Below are 16,585 nucleotides of genomic sequence, written 5' to 3'. Positions count from 1 at the left end.
TGGCACAGCCCGGGCAACCGTCGGCAGGTTGATCTGCCCTCAGTCGGCATGTCCGCAGCGAGTGCATGTCGACTGGCGGTCACAATCGAACGACTCCCGAAGCCATCGACACAGCCACCTGGCAGTGTGCCCTGGGTCCACATCTCGTTGGCTCTTCCCGGGGCAGCAGCCGGGTCAGCACAGTGCCCCGCCTCCATCGTGAGAAGCCTCAACCAAGCCGGAAGCCAAGTGAATGCCGGCCGCACCACCGCGCTGATGAACCTCGGGCAGGTCCTGCCCGCAGCAGTCTTCGCCTCGCTTACCGGCATGCACGTGGTCACCGCCGAACAGCGGCACCGCCGGGCCGCACCGGACTGGAGCATGCCTACGGAGTGGCGCAGGACACCCCACTTCGCCTACTTCAACTCCTAGTCGCGCACCCTGCACGGCGGACTGCCTGATCAGGCGCCCTCACCGCTGGGGCGCGCGGACCCGTCGGGCCCGCGCGCCGATCGCGCCGTCAGGCGATGCGGTGGACGCGCTGGCTGATCAGCTCGTAGCGGGCACCGACGACGGCCAGCCGGCCGGCGGCCACCTTCGCGGCCAGGTCGGGCTCCGCGGCGAGCCGTGAGCGGACGGCGCGTATGTTGGCGTCGATCGTCGCGTCGACGCGCGCGTCGCCCTCCTTCGTGTGGTCGATGGCCGGACCTATCTGGTCGGCCAGATACTGGATGTGGGCGGGCAGCCGCTCGCCGGACACCTCCGCCTCGACGGCGGCGCGCACCGCACCGCACGACTGGTGCCCGAGCACCATGACCAGCGGGATGCCGAGTTCGAGCACGCCGTACGCGACGCTGCCGAGGACGGCCTCGTCCAGTACCTCGCCGGCGGTGCGCACGGTGAGCAGGTCGCCGAGGCCCTGATCGAAGACGAGCTCGGGCGGCACACGTGAGTCGACGCACCCGAGGATGACGGCGAAAGGATGCTGACCCGACGTCAGGCTCTCCCGAACCGTGGGTGTTTCGTCCGGGTGCGTCTCACGGTACGTGCGCCAGCGAAGGTTGCCTGCCGACAGTTCCCGCAGGACTTCCGCGGGCGTGGTGGGCCGCCTCCGTCCGGCGCGTGGGGACGGCGTGCCGGGGGAGGCGGCGACGGCGGGCGTCGCACCGAGGGCGGCCCCGGTACCCAGGGCCGTGGCCCCGGTCAGCCCGGCGCGCAGCAGTGTACGCCGGGCGGGTGCGGTCGGCTCGTGGCCGACGGCTCTATATGGGGTGACTTCAGAGTTCACGGCGAGGAACGTATGTGCGGGGCCCTGTCCGGTCCCGCAGGTTACTGAATCATGGCCGGGCATGGAGAATCCGTGAACGAATACGGGGATGCCGTTGGTGTTCTCCAGTGCCTTCCTTGACCTTTCCCGCGGAAAGGCGCCTCTCCAACGGCCATGCGGTGCTTGCCGGTTGGCGGGTCCGAGGCGGACGTGTGTGGACCTTGTGGAAATCCTCTTCTCGGTGGCGGCATATAGGGCATCGGGTATGGACCCGGGGATGCGTCGGCCCACAATGGGGCTGGCAGTCATATCTTTCGTGCACTGATTAAGTGAACTATGAATCTATTCGGCCGTAGCGCCTTCTCCCGCCATCAAGCTCCGCCGGTGCCCCCTAAACCCACGCCCGGCCCGTCGGCTTCCTCCTCCGTCGTGCTGCCGGATCCGGCCCTGGAGGCACTGACCGGAGAATGGTTGGTCGATCCCGCACACAGCCGGATCGGTTTCTCCGTCCGGCACGCCATGGTGACGACAGTGCGCGGTTCCTTCGCGGAATATGAAAGCCGCCTCTACTTCGACGGGCGCAACCCGGCTCGCTCGCGGGCCGAGATCGTGCTGTCCACCGCCAGTGTCGACACCGGTGTGGAACAACGGGACGCCCACTTGGTCGGTCGTGACTTTCTGGATGCCGTGTCCTACCCGCGCATGCGGTTCGCCAGTACCGCCGTGGAACTCGCGAGCTCCGACGTGTACCGCATGACCGGTGACCTCACCATCAAAGCCACCACACGTCCCGTCGTACTGGAGCTCACTTACATTGGGCACGTCACGGATCCATTCGGCTATGAACGGGTCGGCTTTGACGGCACCACCACCATCAACCGCACCGAATGGGGCCTGACGTACAACAGCAAGCTGGCCGAAGGCGGTGCGATGGTGAGTGAGAAGGTGCGTCTCCAACTCGACATCGCCGCCATCCGCGCTCTGCCTGCCGGCTGACCGGGGGCATCGCGACAAACCGCTTCAGTTGTTGATCCGGCGGCGGCTTGGTCGATCCTACGAACTTGCCGCTCGCCGGGTTACCGCCCTCGGTGGTATCTGGTAGGAAACTTTCCTATCGATGTCAGGTACAGACCAACCTGACTCACCCCCCACCGCCCTTTGGAGTGCCCGCGATGCGCATGCCCGCACGAACGGCAGCCCTGAAGCCCCCCTCTCGCCGCACCGTCCTCGCCTTGCTCGGCGCGTTGACCGCGGCCCCGCTGCTCGCATCTCCGCAGGCGACGGCCGCCCCCGCCGCCGCACCCGGCCTCGACGACCCGGCGAAGAAGGAGATCGCCATGAAGCTGGTCGCGAGCGCCGAGAACTCCTCCCTCGACTGGAAGGCCCAGTACAAGTACATCGAAGACATCGGCGACGGCCGCGGCTACACCGCAGGCATCATCGGCTTCTGCTCCGGCACCGGCGACATGCTCGACCTCGTCGAGCTCTACACGGACCGCAAGCCCGGCAACGTCCTCGCCAAGTACCTGCCCGCGCTGCGCCGGGTCAACGGCACCGACTCGCACGACGGCCTCGACCCGGCCTTCCCGGCGGACTGGCGCAGGGCCGCCCAGGACACGGTCTTCCAGCGGGCCCAGAACGACGAACGCGACCGTGTCTACTTCGACCCGGCCGTCCGGCAGGGGAAGGCGGACGGGCTCGGCGTACTCGGCCAGTTCGCGTACTACGACGCCATCGTCATGCACGGCGACGGGAACGACCCGGCCGGCTTCCGCAACATCCGCAAGCGGGCCCTGCGCAAGGCCCAGCCGCCGGCGCAGGGCGGCGACGAGGTGACGTACCTGCACGCCTTCCTCGACGCGCGGGTGTGGGCCATGAAGCAGGAGGAGGCCCACAGCGACACCAGCCGGGTCGACACCGCGCAGCGGGTCTTCCTCCGCAACGGCAACCTGAACCTGAACCCGCCGTTGCACTGGAAGGTCTACGGCGACAGCTACCACATCGGCTGACCCGGACGAACCCGCGGCCGACGGGCGTGCCGGTCCCGGCGCGTACCCCGTCGGCCCGGCCCCGTGGGCAACCCCCGCACTGCGTGCACCTCATACGGCCATTCCGAATACGGCCGTATCGACCACAGGAGTCCCCATGCGCACGCCCAGCCGCACGTTGCTCTCCCACCTCCTCGCCATGACCACTGCCACCGGCGCCCTGGCCCTCATCTCGCCCCCGGCATCCGCGACGGCCCGCGCCTCGGGGATGGAGGTCTCCACCGCCGCCCAGCTCAAGTCCGCCCTCGCCGTGGCGGTGCCCGGCGACACGATCCGGCTCGCGGACGGCACGTACGCCGGCAACTTCAAGACGACGAGGGCGGCCATCTCCGGTGCCCGCATCCCGCTCACCGGTTCGCCGAAGGCCGTGCTCACCGCCGGTGGCGGCTACGGCCTGCACCTGAACGGCGGGTCATACTGGACCGTCAGCGGACTGACCGTGACCGGCGGTCAGAAAGGGATCATGATCGACTCGGCGAAGGGGGTCGTGGTGGACGGTGTGACGGTTCACGGCCTAGACATGGAGGGCGTCCACTTCCGCAACTCCAGCACGGACGGCGTGATCAAGAACTCGCGCATCCACGACACCGGGAACGACGGCCGAGGGATGGGGGAGGGCGTGTACGTGGGGACCGCCAACACGCTCTCCGGCAGGAGCGACAACATCCGCATCCTGGACAACACCATCGGGCCCGACGTCGGCGGGGAGAGCATCGACATCAAGGAGGGGACGACCGGCGCGCGGATCGTCGGCAACACCTTCGACGGCCGCGGTCTCACCGGTGCGTAGATCTACACCCAGCAGTCCGGCTGGGGCTGCGGCACGGTGTTCAAGGGGAACAGGTCGACCCTCACCGGCGCGAGCGGCCCGACCCGGCTGGCCGTCAACGTGACGAACCACAGTTCCGGCTGCCGGACCACGGTCTACAGCAGCAACACGGTGACGGGCGGCAAGGGTCTGACGAACATCACGGTGACGCCGTCATCACCCTGAAGGATCAAATTGCTTCTTATACTCAAAGGGACACAAATCTCACGGAGTGTTCCATGTCCCGCAAGCGCCCCCCAGACGACGGTGACGAACTGCTGACCAGACTCGGGGCGCTGACCGCTCAGGCGCGTGAGCGGGCGGAGCTGCAGCGTTCCCTGGTCGAGCTCGCCGTCGCCCTGCAGCGCGGCATGCTTCCCTCGGACATGCCGGTCGCCCCCGGGTTCCACTTGGCCGTCCAGTACGCACCCGCCTTTCAAGGACTCAACGTGGGGGGCGACTGGTACGACGCCTTCACCATGCCCGACGGCCGCATCGGGCTGTCCATCGGCGACGTGCAGGGCCACAACATCGAGGCCGCCGCCTTCATGGGGCAGGTCCGGGTCGGACTGCGCGCGCTCGCCTCCGTGACGAGCGAGCCGGGCGAGCTCCTCTGCAGAACGAACGACCTGCTCCTGTCCCTCGGCACCGACCTGTTCGCGACCTGCACCTTCATGAGGCTCGACCCGTCTGCCGGAGTGCTGGAAAGCGCGCGTGCCGGACACATCCCGTGCGTCTGGGCCACGGCGGACGGGAAGTCCGGCGTCGCCGAGGACGAAGGGGGACCGCCGCTGGGTGTCCAGAAGGGTCAGGACTACCCGGTCACTCGGTACCGGCTCGACACCGGCGGAGTGTTCGTCCTCGTGACGGACGGCGTGGTGGAGGGGCCTTCCCTGAGCGCCGACGAGGGGCTCGACGAGGTGGTGAGGCTCGCGGGAGTCGCCGCCGTGGCGGGCATGGACGCGGACTCGCTCGCCGCCGCCGTGATCAAGGGCGCCGAGCGCGTGGGGCACGAGGACGACGCGGCCGTCCTGGTCGTCGGCCACGACGGACCCGGCGTACGGCGGTAGGGCGACACCCCACGCCTTTCGCCTCGCCGACCCGGCGGCGGCGGTATCTGATGGCTGCTGTGGTGGGTATTGAGGATCTGCGTCGACCGGCCGTCTACGCCCTTCAGACGCTGGCAGTCGCCGCCTGCTATTTCGCGGCGGGACGGCTGGGCCTCATGCGGCAGCTCGTGGTCCAGGGCGCCGTGGTCACACCCATTTGGCCGCCCACGGGGCTTGCGGTGGCCTGCCTGTTGATCTTCGGGATCCGTTGCCTGCCCGGCATCGCCCTCGGCGTCCTCCTGGTGGTCATGTCCATCACCTCACTTCGGCCCGCTGTGATCGGCACCATGGCGGGCAACACCGCGGCTCCGGTCTGCGCGTATCTTCTGCTGCGCAGGGTGGGCTTCCGTACGGACCTCAGCCGGCTGCGGGACGGCGTCGCACTGGTGTTCCTGGGGGCCCTGACCAGCATGCTCGTCAGCGCGACTACCGGGGTCGGCCTCCTCGTCCTCACGGACAAGCTAGCCGGGCACGCCTTCTGGCCCATCTGGCTGGCCTGGTGGGTGGGCGATGCGATGGGCGTCCTGATCGTCACCCCCTTTCTGCTGCTGCTCCACACGGCACGACGGCCTCCACCTCTCACCCGATGGAAGGAGGCATCGGGGCTGGCTCTCATCGCCTGCGGACTCGTTCCGCTGGCCACGTACAGCCCACTCAGCCTGATGTTCCTCGTCTACCCGCTGCTGATCTGGGCCGCGCTGCGCTTCCAGCTGGCGGGCAGCATCCTGTGTGCCCTCCTCGCCTCCACGACGGCCACGATCGCGGCGACGGACGAGGCCGGCCCGTTCGAAGGCCTGACCCATGTCGAAGTGATGATCAAGCTTCAGGCCTTCAACGGTTCCATGGCCCTCACTGCCCTGCTCCTGTCCGCCGTCATCACCGAGCAGCGCAACACCAGACGCTCGGTGGAACAGGCGTGCCAGGACTTGGTCGAGGTCCTGGAACACCTCACCGCCGGAGACGCCCCCCACACCCGACCACCGAAGGACGACGACGGCCCGGGCCCCGAGAAGGGCGGGCGGTGAGCGGCTCCGAAACCCGGCGTAGCGGCCGAGTATTGTTCCCCGAAGGTATTTGCGCAGGTCAAAGCGTGTTCTTAGGTCGGAGAACCTGCCCCGGGGTCGAATTGGGGTCGAATGTGCCCGTGCCAGTCTCGGATCGCAGGCATCGGCAGCGTCGTTGCTCGGCGAAAGGGCGTGACCAGGGGATTCTCGTGACAACGACCAGGTCGCGTATGCCGGTTGGCCGTCTGAGCTGGAGCCGCTCGATGCGGTGGGTGGCGACAGGGCGACCGATTGCGAATGCTGCGGCACATGCGATCCGCCTTTGGCGGCATCGATGGTGCCCGTCGTGACCAGATGAGGAAGGAGGTCGCTGCGGCCTAGGCCCAGCAGGCCACCGCCCACTGGGATCGGCAGGTGGCCACGGTCGAGGCACAACCTTGGTGGTGTGCTGAGCCCGTTGGCCATGGCGAACGCCGACCTGGCGGGGAGCTCAGGGCGCCCTGCCTGGTCGGCTCCCACGGTCAGTACGGCAGACGAGCCGAGTGGACGGCCGCGTCAGGACTCCTGGTCCTGCCGAGGAACATCCGGACTCCACAAGGCAGGGTGGTGGCTGACGGCCACCCGGGGTGACCTGCGGGACAGTGCCACAGAAAACAGACCGCCCAGCGTTCAGGCGCTGGGTAAGGGTGAAACGGTGGTGTAAAAGACCACCAGTGCCCAGGGTGACCTGGGCAGCTCGGTAAACCCCACCTGGAGCAAGGTCAAAAGGGGAAACAGACCAGCCGGCCGGCGATCTACCTGAAGCAGATCAAGACCCCGGTATGTCCCGGAGGCAGCGCAAGGCGGTCGGGGCCCACGAGAGTCGGCCCCGGCCGCTTTCGCAGTGTCCGGCATGCCCCTCTCCGAAGGGGCACGGCAGCCGGGGAGTCCCGGGACACATGCGGGACAAACAGCCGTAGAGACCTGGTTTCAGCCGGTGTCAGCCGGACTCGGCCCTCGACGGAGAGGAAGAGTCCGATTCACGCGTAAGAGCAGAAAGACGCAGTCTGACCTGCGGAAATGTCGCCAGTCTGACAGGAAGTCAGTGGCGCCCCCGGCAGGAGCCATAAAACATGGCTGGTCGTGCACACGGCGCTGACCTGCGTATTTGCGCCACGGTGGCGGTTGAGGGGCGGGCGCGGCTGGTCCCGCTTTCGCCGGGGACGGCCTCGACGGCTGCTGAACCCCTCGCGCATGGTGACAAGACGAGTTCTCACGCTGACGTCTTCGTGAGTCGGTAGGCGGCACGGCGAGGCGCCCTGTTCGAGGGCACTAGTACTCCAGCGAAACGCTGCTGGAGTACTAGGTCATATCCGCTGCGGGAGCAAGGCACCTTTCTGGTGGTCGAGGGGTGGGACCGTCGGCTGTCGGTCGTGGCTGACGCGAAGAGGCTGATCGGTCATGCCGGGGCGGTGCTGCTGCGCCGATGCGCGGACCGGACGGGGCTGACGGGGGCGCTGGCGAAGGTGCTGCCGTCCAGCACCGTGGCCGGCTGGCGGGACCGGGCAGGGGTGCTGGTGCACCTGGCGGTCGCGATCGTGCTCGGGGCCGGCGAACCCGTCGGAGGCCAAGCAGTTTCAGCTACACCATCGGCCGCTGTTCGGGCCCGAGGCATCGGACTCGACCGCCCGCCGCACTCTTGCCGCGCTCGACGAGGCCCCCCTGGCGAAGATCGTCAAGGTGCGGGCGAGGGTGCGCCGGCACGTGTGGGGCCTGCTGCATCTGCGGCCGGGCGGCTTCCCCTGGCTGACGGTGGCCGGCAAGCGGCTGACCGGCTGGATCGTCATCGACCTCGACGCCACCATCATCACCTCGGCCTCGAAGAAGACGGGGGCGGCGGTCACCTTCAAGAAGACGTTCGGGTTTCATCCGCTGGCCGCGTGGTGCGACCAACACCACCGAGTCCCTGGCCATGCTCCTGCGACCGGGGAACTCTGGAGCGAACACGGTGGCCGACCACATCACGGTCTCACCCACGCCCTCGCCCAGATCCCCGGGTCGTCGACCGCAAAGATCCTGGTGGGGGTGGACGGGGCGGGAGCCACCCACGGGCTACTCGAACACCTGGAAGCGTTGAACACCACCCGGCGCACGGTCCGTTACACCGTCGGCTGGAAGATCACCGAAGACGACGAGAAAGCCATCGCCCGGCTGCCCGAGACCGCTTGGGAGACCTCCGTACACCAGGACGGCACCCTCCAGGAGGGCTACTTCGTCGCCGAGTTGACCGGCCTGAACACCCGCCAAGGCTGGCCCGAGGGCATGCGGCTGATCGTGCGCCCGGTGCGTCCGGCCCGGCGGCACCTGAAGAAGCTGACCGCGTTCGAGAAGCAGACCGGCTGGCGCTACTGCATCACCGCGACCAACATCTGTCACATGTGGGGAATCACCGGCTCGGGCCACGCCCAGTTCCTGGACGTGCTGCACCGCTCCCACGCCGGTGTGGAAGACCGGGTACGCACCAACAAAGCGATGGGGCTGGACAACCTGCCCTCGCAATCGTGGGAGGTCAACCGCGGCTGGATGCTCGCTGCGAACATCGCCGCCGATCTCGACGCCTGGGTGCGACTGCTGGCCCTGCACGACATCGATCAGAAGCTCCTGGTCGACAAGGTGAGTCGGCGACACGACCAGCGCCAGGGCTCCGGGCGAAGTGTCGAGATGACTACGACATCGTTGCGCCGTGGCGGCCTTGGCTTCACCAAGTAGGCGCGAACTACCGGATGCGGCAAGGACGCGTCCCGAGGTAGGCCGCACGGCAGAGAACGTCCCCTCGCGCGAAGCTGCGGTAGTCAGGCACGACATGGTCTTTGGAGGCGCTCGGGTCAGGAAAGGGATTCGGTGACAGCCGCGCCGTTCGTGCGGGCGACGCTACCGAGCCATGCCAGGCTCGGCTTCGCTTTGCGCTCGAAGGTCTCCCTGTCGACGGCGGCCAGCCCGAACGTCGGTTCCCAGTGGCCCCACTCGTAGTTGTCGAGCAGGCTCCAGTGCAGGTAGCCACGGACGTCTGCACCGTCCGCGATCGCCGCGGACAGTCCCCGCAGCGCGTCGGTCGTGTAGGCGATTCTGCGGTCGTCGTCGCTTGTTGCGATCCCGTTCTCGGTGACGAGGATGGGTAGGCCGGCCACCTCCCACGCGTGGCGGACGGCCATGCCGAGAGCGTCCGGTCGGTACGCCGCCCCGGTCTGCGTGTTGTCGGGGCGCTCAGGGTGGGGGACGAGTCCGTTCGCGTCCACCTGCTGGCTGGAATAGGACTGGACCCCGATCCAGTCGTCGCCGCGTGATCCTTCGAGGTAGAGGTCTTCGTACGCGTATCGCACTTCAGCGAATTTCTCTTCGTTGCCCGGTGTTGCGGTGAGCGCGCCGTTGGCGATCGTCCATCCCACCTTGGCTCCTGTCCGTTCGCGCACGATGTCGCGGACGGCGTGGTGGAGTTCGACCATGCGGTGTCCGAATCTCGGTTCGGGCACCGGCAGATTCGCGGCGATCCGTTCCCGCTGCGCCTCGCCGTCGACGGTGGGACTCTGCCATTCGGCGAGCTGCCCGGAGCGCATGGCTTCCTGCAGCATCACCATCATCGCCTGCATGTTGGGTTCGTTCATGGTGGCTACCCACTGCACGCCATCGAGGATCTGGGTGGCACTGGTCACGAATGATGCGAACCGGGCGACTGCGTTTTCTCCCAGCCAGCCGCCTTCCTCCGCGAACCAGCGTGGCGACGTGAAGTGTTGCAGGGTGATCACCGGCTCGAGTCCGAGTTCGAGTGCTGTGTCGATCATGCGCCGGTAGTGGGCCAGCTCGGCGCGCGAGATCTGCCCCGGCCGCGGCTCGATGCGGGCCCACTCGATGCCGAATCGGTACGCGGTGCAGCCGGCGTCCGCCAGCAGTTCCATGTCCTCCCGATAGCGGTGGTAGCTGTCCAGCGCATCGCCGCTCGGTTCCATCCCGGGCATCAGGCTCTCGCGGGCCCACCAGTCGCTGTTGATGTTGTTGCCCTCAATCTGGTGAGGTGCGGTGGAAGCGCCCCAGAGGAACCTGGCGGGAAAGGCACTCATCGTGTTCTCGTTCATCGTTTCGCCACCTCAAGCGTGGTCGTCAGCTCGGCGGTGGAGCTTCCGCCGACGTAGATGTCGATGGTCGTGGCGTCCTGGACGAACCGGCCCGTGGCCGCGGCCCAGTAGCGCAGCATGTCCGGGCCGAGACCGAAGGTGACCGTGCGGATCTCGCCGGCCGCGAGGGGGACCCGCTGGAACCCCTTGAGCTCCCGGATGGGACGGGAGGCCGTGCCGTAACGCTGATGCGTGTAGAGCTGCACGACCTCGTCGGCGTCGACGCCGGAGCGGTTGTGAACGTCGACGGACACGGTGACGGTTTCTCCGACCTGGATCTCGGGCCGGTCCAGTCTCAGGTTCGAGTACTCGAAATCGGCGTAGGAGAGTCCGTGACCGAAGGGGTAGAGCGGCACGCTTTCCTCTTCGAAGTAGCGCGCACCCTGGTTCTCGGGCTGGAAAGTCCGGTTGTGCGAGTAGATGATGGGCACCTGTCCGACGTGGCGCGGCCAGCTGAAAGGGAGGCGCCCGGCGGGCGAGACCTCGCCCAGCAGGACGGATGCCACCGCTTCACCGCCGCGTGTCCCCGGGTACCAGGCTTGCACGATGGCGGGCACGTGGGCGTCCGCCCAGCGCAGATCAAGGGGGCGGCCCGACATGACGACCAGCACGACGGGAGTGCCGGTCCGGCTGATCCGCTGGAGCTGCTCCAGCTGCCGCCCCGGCAGGTCCAGGGTGGCGGTCGAGGCGTTCTCGCCGATCTGGTTCTGTCGTTGCCCGACGACCACGATCGCCACGTCGGCGGAGGCCGCCAGCTCCACCGCACGGGTGATCTCGTCGTCGTCGTTGTCCAGGGAGGTCTCCACCACTGTGGGGTCCATCCGATCGAACATGGAGGGGAAGCGCCGGCTCGGGCTGCCCGCTCCCGGCGCGTGCGTCACCTGGACGCGGTCACCGAGACGGTTCCGCAGGCCTTCCAGAACGGTTACGGTCTCGTCGGTGTCGTGCTCGAACACCCACGGGCCGAGGGTGTCTCGCTTGCTGTCGGCCAGTTCCCCGATCACGGCGACCGTTTTCAGAGCGTCGGCGCGAAGCGGAAGCACGGCGGGCTCGTTCTTCAACAGGATGATCGAGCGCTCTGCGGTGGTGCGGGCGAGTTCACGGTGTTCGAGGGCACCCAGGACGGAGGCCGCGGCATCCTCGAGCACGTAGGGGTTCTCGAAGAGACCGAGCCGGAACTTGGCCGTCAGGACCCGCCGCACTGCGTCGTCGATAACCTCTTCACCGATCACACCGTCGGTGACTGCCTGCGGGAGTCGCGAGAAGGCGGGGTCGAACATGCACATCTCCATGTCGAGCCCGGCCGAGACAGCTCGCACCGCTGCATCCGTGAGGTCTTCCGCGAAGTGCTGGGTCTCCAGGGATCGGACGGCGTTGGCGTCCGAGACCACGAATCCCTCGAAGCCGAGCTCGTCGCGGAGCATGTCGGAGAGCAGGCGGCGATTCGCGGACGCCGGCACGCCGTTGAGGTCCATGTAGGCGCTCATCACAGTGCCGGCCCCGGCTTCGATCGCCGCTTGGAAGGGCGGCAGGTACACGTTCCACAGCTCGGAATCCGACACTTCCGCGTCGTCGTAGTCGCGGCCGCCGCGAGCGGCTCCGTACCCGGCGAAGTGCTTGGGGCCCGCGAGCACGTGCTCGGCGTCCAGGTTCCCCTGGAAACCTTGGACCTGGGCCGCCGCGACGGCGGCACCGAGCACGGGGTCCTCACCCGGTCCCTCGATGATCCGCCCCCACCGTGGGTCGCGGGCGATATCGACCGTCGGCGCGAACGTCCAGGCGATACCGACGGCACGGGCTTCGCGGGCGGCCACGGCTTGTGCGGTTTCGATCGTGGCAGGCGACCAGGTCGCGGCGAGTGCGATCGGCACCGGGAAGATGGTCCGCAGGCCGTGGATCACGTCGAAGCCGAACAGCAGAGGGATGCCGAGGCGGGTGGTCTCGACGGCGAGGCGCTGCAGGCGGTTCGTCTTCGCGGGGTCTTTGACGAACAGCACAGAGCCCGTGGTGCCGGCGGCGATCGCGGCTTCGACCATCTTGGGCTGTCCGACATACGCCCGTTGCTCAGGCCGGAGCGTCTCCAGGTCGAAGTCCTCGGGCAGTTCCTCCATGTCCAGGTAGAAGAACTGGGTGAGCTGGCCTGCCTTCTCCTCGAGTGTGAGTCGGGAGAGCAGGTCGTCGACGCGCTGTTCCAGGGGCAGGGCCGGGTTCTGGTACGGGAGGTCGCCCGCCCGGACGGCGGCCGGATCGGTGACGCTTTCCGCGGCCACGTCGGTCATCGGTCTCCTTCGGGTTCAGCGGGGTTCGCCCCGCTGAGGATGGTGGTGGAAGGGGTACGCCGGGTGGTCTTCATCGCAGGGCCAGGAGCGCGGCGGTGACGGGCTCGTCGTCGGGTTCCCGCGACTCCAGCTCGACGACGACCGGTTCTAGGCCTTCCGCAGTGACGGTCACCGTGACCTCCCCGGCACCTCTCGGCCGGACGATCGCCAGAGCCCGGCCGTCGAACGTGGTGCACTGCGCTGCGTCGAAACGTTCCTCCGAGTCCGGGCGGGCACTGCCGAGGGCCTGCAGGACGGCCGCGCCCTCGACCGTCACGTGCACCAGCTGATCGTGTGCGCTCGCCGGGTTGCCCTGCTCGTCGCGGAGTTCGATGGTGATGAAGCTGAGGTCGGAGTCGTCCGCGTGCAGTTCTGTCCGGTCGGCGACGGCGACGAGCCGAGTCGGGCCGGTGGCCGAGCGGAGCGACGTGCGTCCCTGTTCTACGCCGTCGCGGTAACCGACGGCCACCAGTTCCCCGGGCTCGTAGGCGAGATCGAACTCGGCCAGGAAGGGCTTGGACTCTCCTGGCGTCGCCCGCCCCAGAGAGCGGCCGTTGAGCAGCAACTCGACTTCGTCAGCGGCGGTGTACACCTCCACGGCGATCGGGGTGCCGATCGGCACGTCCCAGCTCCAGCTGGCGATGGAATCGCTCCACGCCCACATGCCGAAGCCCTCACGCCCGTATACCTCGGGGCGTTGAACGGCGAGGTAGGGCTGGGTTCGGAGGCCGAACACGATCTCCCGGTAGTAGGAGATGGGCCTGCGCAGGCCGGTGATGTCCAGGTCGCCCACCCGCGCGGAGATCCACGGGTAGGGCGCCTCGAAGACCGGGCTCACATCCGCGTACTGGAGCCGGCCGACGCCGGCTTCGCCGAGGTAGTCCCAGCCGGTCCAGGTGAAGTCACCCAGCACGTGGGCGTTGTCCAGCACGAGGCGCCAGTTGTGCGCGATCCGCGGCGGGAAGGTTTCGGTGCCGACGATGATCCGGTGGGGGAACTGCTCGCGATCGGACTCGTAGCGTCCGTCCCCGTAGTTCAGGCCGGCCACGTCGAGAACCGAGAAGGAGGCTTCCGTCTTTTCGCTGACCATCGGCGAGGCGCTGACTCTCGCCATGAAATCGCCTGCGTTCATCATGGCGTTCACGCCGCCCTCCCCGTCGGGCTGCACTTCGGCGGAGCGGGCGCGCATCTCTTTCACCTCGCTGAGCACCGAGACGAACGGGTTGATGCCGTTCGTCACGAAGCGTGTCGGATCGAGGGTGCGGATCTTCTCGGCGAGTGCGCGTCCCCATTCGGAACCGAGCGCGTCGCCGGTTTCGAAGATCTCGTTGCCGATCGAGTAGAAGATCACGCTGGGATGGTTGAAATCCTTTCGTACCAGAGATTCGACATCCCGCTCCCACCATTCCGGGAACGACAGTGAGTAGTCGAACGACGATTTTCCTTCCGCCCACATGTCGAAGGTCTCGTCCATCACGAGCATGCCGAGGCGATCGCAGGCGTCGAGCATTGCGGGGCTCAGCGGGTTGTGGGAACTGCGCAGGGCGTTGAAACCGGCCTGCTTCAGAAGCTCGACCCGACGCTCCTCGGCGCGCGCGATGGTGGCAGCGCCGAGAGGCCCGTTGTCGTGATGAATGCATGCGCCGCGGAGCTTGACCGATTCGCCGTTGATGCGCAGGCCGGTGCTCGGATCGAGCTGAAGGCGACGGATCCCGAAAGGCGTGGTCTCCTCCTCGAGGAGCTCATACGAGTTCTCAAGCACGGTGCGGGCCGTGTGGAGGGCCGGGCTGTCCACGCTCCACAGGGCCGGATTCGGTACGTACAGCCGCTGGCGGACCACCCCGGACCCGCCCGCGCGCAGGGTGATGGGTGCGGAGTCGCGCGTGACCACCTCGCCGTCAGGACAGCGGATTTCGGTGCGAACTCGAAGCGTCCGGGTTTCGACGCTCTCGTTCACCACCCTTGTCGCCACCTCCACGACGGCCCGATCGGCGTCGATGTCAGGCGTCGCGATCCGGACCTCACCGAGGTGGGCGAGGTCGGTGACGCGCAGGGTCACATCCCGGTAGATGCCCGCGCCGCTGTACCACCGGGAGTCGTCGTGGGTTCGGGCATCGACACGGATGGTGTTCGATTCCCCGTAGCGCAGGAACGGGTCGAGGGGCACGTCGAACGGTGAGTAGCCGGAGGGTCGCTGAGCCGCGAAGGTGCCGTTCACATAGACCATGGCGTCGCGGTAGACGCCCTGGAACTCCAGCGTGACCCGCTTGCCACGCCACTGCTCGGGAACCTCGAAGTCCTTGAGGTACTCGAACGTGCCACCGGGAAAGTAGCCGGTCCGTCCTCCGGAAGGCGCGTCGGCGTTCCGGGGAAGGGCGGCGACGGCGTCGTGCGGCAGGGTTACGGATGTCGCGTCCCCGGCGCCGGCCTGAAGCTGAGCGAACGGGCTCACCTTGGGGCGGACGCGCCAGCCGCGGTTGAAGGAAGTTCTTGTCATGCTGCTCCTCGATTTGCCGCGGTGGCCACTACTCAGCGGACGCTCTTGACGCGCAGAAGGATCACCAATCCCCCGATGAGGGCGAAGCCTGCGGAGATCAGGTACAGGAGGCCGTAGTTGTCCTCCTCGGAGCCGGCTCCGAGGAGGAGGAAAGCGGGTGCGAGCAGGGGTGCGGCGACCTGTGGAATGGATGTCGAGAACTGGGTGATGGCGACGAAGCGCCCCGCCTGGGTGTCCTGCTCGGGGAGCACGTCCAGGTAGAGGGCCTGGTCGACGGCGGAGAAGATGCCGAGGCCGATCTGCAGGACGCACAGCCCGATCAGCAGCACCGGCAGATCCGGAGCGAGCCAAGCGATGACCGCGCCCACCGCGAAGAGGACTCCAGCGAGAAGGATGAAGGGCTTGCGCCGCTTGAGCCGGTCGGAGAGGAATCCGCTGAGCGCCGCGCCTCCCACGGTGAACACGATGCCGAGCAGGCCGGCAATCGCGACAATTCCTCCGATCTGACTGACGGGACGGCCGAGCTTGGCGGCGAAGAAGAACGTCGTGAAGGTGCTGGAGAGTGTGACGCCGAAATTGAACAGGAACCGTCCGAGCCAGTTCCAGGAGAAGTCCTTGTACTTCTTCACGTTGTAGCCGTAACCGGAGAGCAGCGAACCCATCGTCACCTTCTCGGGCGCAGCCGCGTTCCGGAGGTCGGGCTCTTTGACGAAGACAGCGAACAGGAGGATGAAGGTCGCTCCGACCAGACCCGGAAAAAGGAAGATCAGGAGGTTCGAGGTCGCGAACGCGCTGGCCAGGCCGACACCCGCGATAGAGGCCACCATCGTCGCCACCCCGGTCAAGCCGGCCACCTTGCCGCGCTGGGACTCCGGAAGGCGATCGCCCATCGAGCTCGTCACCTGCAGCCCGGCGATTCCGAAGCCGAGTTGCGTGACTCCCCAGCCGAGGAGCGCGATCCAGACGTTCGGGGAGACGGAAACGATCAGCAGTCCGGCAAGGCCGACCATGGTGAGGCCGATGAGCCAGGGACGTCGACGTCCGAGCCGGCTGCGCGTGCGGTCGCTGAGAATGCCGACGAGCGGACCGGCGAGCACGACGACGAGCGCCCCCACTCCGGTGACGTAGCCGAGGAACTCCTTGTTCTCGGGCGCAATGCGCTCGAGCAGAACGGAGAGCGAGTATCCGATCGGTCCGACGAGCGCCACTATGGAGCCGAACGTCGCCAGTACGACCAGCCAGACGTAGACAGCGCTCACCCGGGGACGGTCCTCGCCCGGGGTTGTCTGATGTGTGAGCTGCTCCGCAATCATCGCCGCCTCGCCGCCCTCCTCGCTGACGAGCGTGGGAACTGTGTCGACCTTCCGGTGGCCGGATGTGGCCGCGGACTCACGCTCGGTCATGCGA

General features: G+C 67.6%; 11 protein-coding genes, 1 other RNA gene and 1 pseudogene. 8 read left to right on the top strand and 5 right to left on the bottom strand.

The genetic code is table 11. The features are described 5' to 3' along the window. Positions 1-255 precede the first annotated feature (255 nt). On the top strand, positions 256-411 hold the full coding sequence (locus Q4V64_RS02080; protein WP_172628950.1) for a hypothetical protein: 156 nt from the start codon (positions 256-258) through the stop codon (positions 409-411). 88 nt (positions 412-499) lie between these two features. Here Q4V64_RS02080 and Q4V64_RS02075 read toward each other — a convergent pair whose 3' ends face one another. Beyond that, positions 500-1,267, bottom strand: coding sequence for a carbonic anhydrase (locus tag Q4V64_RS02075; RefSeq protein ID WP_253266640.1), 768 nt, complete (start codon positions 1,265-1,267; stop codon positions 500-502). Between the two features lie 315 nt (positions 1,268-1,582). Here Q4V64_RS02075 and Q4V64_RS02070 point away from each other — a divergent pair, with 315 nt between their 5' ends. The 7 genes and pseudogenes from Q4V64_RS02070 (at position 1,583) to Q4V64_RS02035 (ending at position 8,963) form a co-directional block, all read left to right on the top strand. Continuing rightward, a complete protein-coding gene (locus Q4V64_RS02070) occupies positions 1,583-2,242 on the top strand; it encodes a YceI family protein (protein ID WP_124436863.1) in 660 nt (219 codons plus the stop codon). Between the two features lie 182 nt (positions 2,243-2,424). Next, positions 2,425-3,255: a chitosanase gene (locus Q4V64_RS02065; protein WP_301184456.1), complete on the top strand. Its 831-nt coding sequence runs from the start codon at positions 2,425-2,427 to the stop codon at positions 3,253-3,255. Between the two features lie 136 nt (positions 3,256-3,391). Then, positions 3,392-4,288: pseudogene (locus tag Q4V64_RS02060) on the top strand (right-handed parallel beta-helix repeat-containing protein). A 53-nt stretch (positions 4,289-4,341) separates the two neighbouring features. Then, positions 4,342-5,172 (top strand): PP2C family protein-serine/threonine phosphatase, encoded by an 831-nt coding sequence (locus tag Q4V64_RS02050; RefSeq protein ID WP_124436861.1) that lies wholly within the window; start codon positions 4,342-4,344, stop codon positions 5,170-5,172. Between the two features lie 59 nt (positions 5,173-5,231). Continuing rightward, positions 5,232-6,236: an MASE1 domain-containing protein gene (locus Q4V64_RS02045; RefSeq protein WP_124436890.1), complete on the top strand. Its 1,005-nt coding sequence runs from the start codon at positions 5,232-5,234 to the stop codon at positions 6,234-6,236. Between the two features lie 532 nt (positions 6,237-6,768). Beyond that, positions 6,769-6,971: RNase P RNA component class A (gene rnpB / locus Q4V64_RS02040), an RNA gene on the top strand. Positions 6,972-7,946: 975 nt separating this feature from the next. Then, positions 7,947-8,963 carry a transposase gene (locus tag Q4V64_RS02035; protein WP_172628949.1) on the top strand — a complete coding sequence of 339 codons (1,017 nt, stop codon included), beginning with the start codon at positions 7,947-7,949 and terminating at the stop codon, positions 8,961-8,963. 116 nt (positions 8,964-9,079) lie between these two features. Here Q4V64_RS02035 and Q4V64_RS02030 read toward each other — a convergent pair whose 3' ends face one another. The 4 genes from Q4V64_RS02030 to Q4V64_RS02015 all read right to left on the bottom strand — a co-directional run bounded on the left by Q4V64_RS02030 (position 9,080) and on the right by Q4V64_RS02015 (position 16,386). Beyond that, the gene (locus Q4V64_RS02030; protein WP_253266639.1) at positions 9,080-10,324 is read right to left on the bottom strand and encodes a family 1 glycosylhydrolase; all 1,245 of its coding nucleotides are present in this window, start codon (positions 10,322-10,324) and stop codon (positions 9,080-9,082) included. Further along, entirely contained in the window at positions 10,321-12,642 is a 2,322-nt protein-coding gene (locus Q4V64_RS02025; RefSeq protein WP_124436859.1) for a glycoside hydrolase family 3 N-terminal domain-containing protein, read from the bottom strand. The genes Q4V64_RS02030 and Q4V64_RS02025 overlap by 4 nt, the downstream gene beginning before the upstream one ends. Before the next feature lie 70 nt (positions 12,643-12,712). Next, positions 12,713-15,178 (bottom strand): glycoside hydrolase family 2 TIM barrel-domain containing protein, encoded by a 2,466-nt coding sequence (locus Q4V64_RS02020; protein WP_124436858.1) that lies wholly within the window; start codon positions 15,176-15,178, stop codon positions 12,713-12,715. 32 nt (positions 15,179-15,210) lie between these two features. Then, entirely contained in the window at positions 15,211-16,386 is a 1,176-nt protein-coding gene (locus Q4V64_RS02015) for an MFS transporter (RefSeq protein ID WP_303708809.1), read from the bottom strand. Positions 16,387-16,585: the final 199 nt, after the last annotated feature.

Origin of the sequence: Streptomyces sp. NL15-2K, from assembly GCF_030551255.1 — a bacterium.
Lineage (GTDB): Bacteria > Actinomycetota > Actinomycetes > Streptomycetales > Streptomycetaceae > Streptomyces.
The sequence above is the reverse complement of the archived record's forward strand: the minus strand, read 5'-3'. Positions and strand labels throughout refer to the sequence as shown.

Excerpts from the sequence above, each read along its gene's own strand:
- Q4V64_RS02070 (WP_124436863.1), top strand. The coding sequence starts at position 1,583 with ATGAATCTATTCGGCCGTAGCGCCTTCTCCCGCCATCAAGCTCCGCCG.
- Q4V64_RS02065 (WP_301184456.1), top strand. The coding sequence starts at position 2,425 with ATGCCCGCACGAACGGCAGCCCTGAAGCCCCCCTCTCGCCGCACCGTC.
- Q4V64_RS02050 (WP_124436861.1), top strand. The coding sequence starts at position 4,342 with ATGTCCCGCAAGCGCCCCCCAGACGACGGTGACGAACTGCTGACCAGA.
- Q4V64_RS02025 (WP_124436859.1), bottom strand. The coding sequence starts at position 12,642 with ATGACCGACGTGGCCGCGGAAAGCGTCACCGATCCGGCCGCCGTCCGG.
- Q4V64_RS02080 (WP_172628950.1), top strand. The coding sequence starts at position 256 with ATGAACCTCGGGCAGGTCCTGCCCGCAGCAGTCTTCGCCTCGCTTACC.
- Q4V64_RS02020 (WP_124436858.1), bottom strand. The coding sequence starts at position 15,178 with ATGACAAGAACTTCCTTCAACCGCGGCTGGCGCGTCCGCCCCAAGGTG.
- Q4V64_RS02030 (WP_253266639.1), bottom strand. The coding sequence starts at position 10,324 with ATGAACGAGAACACGATGAGTGCCTTTCCCGCCAGGTTCCTCTGGGGC.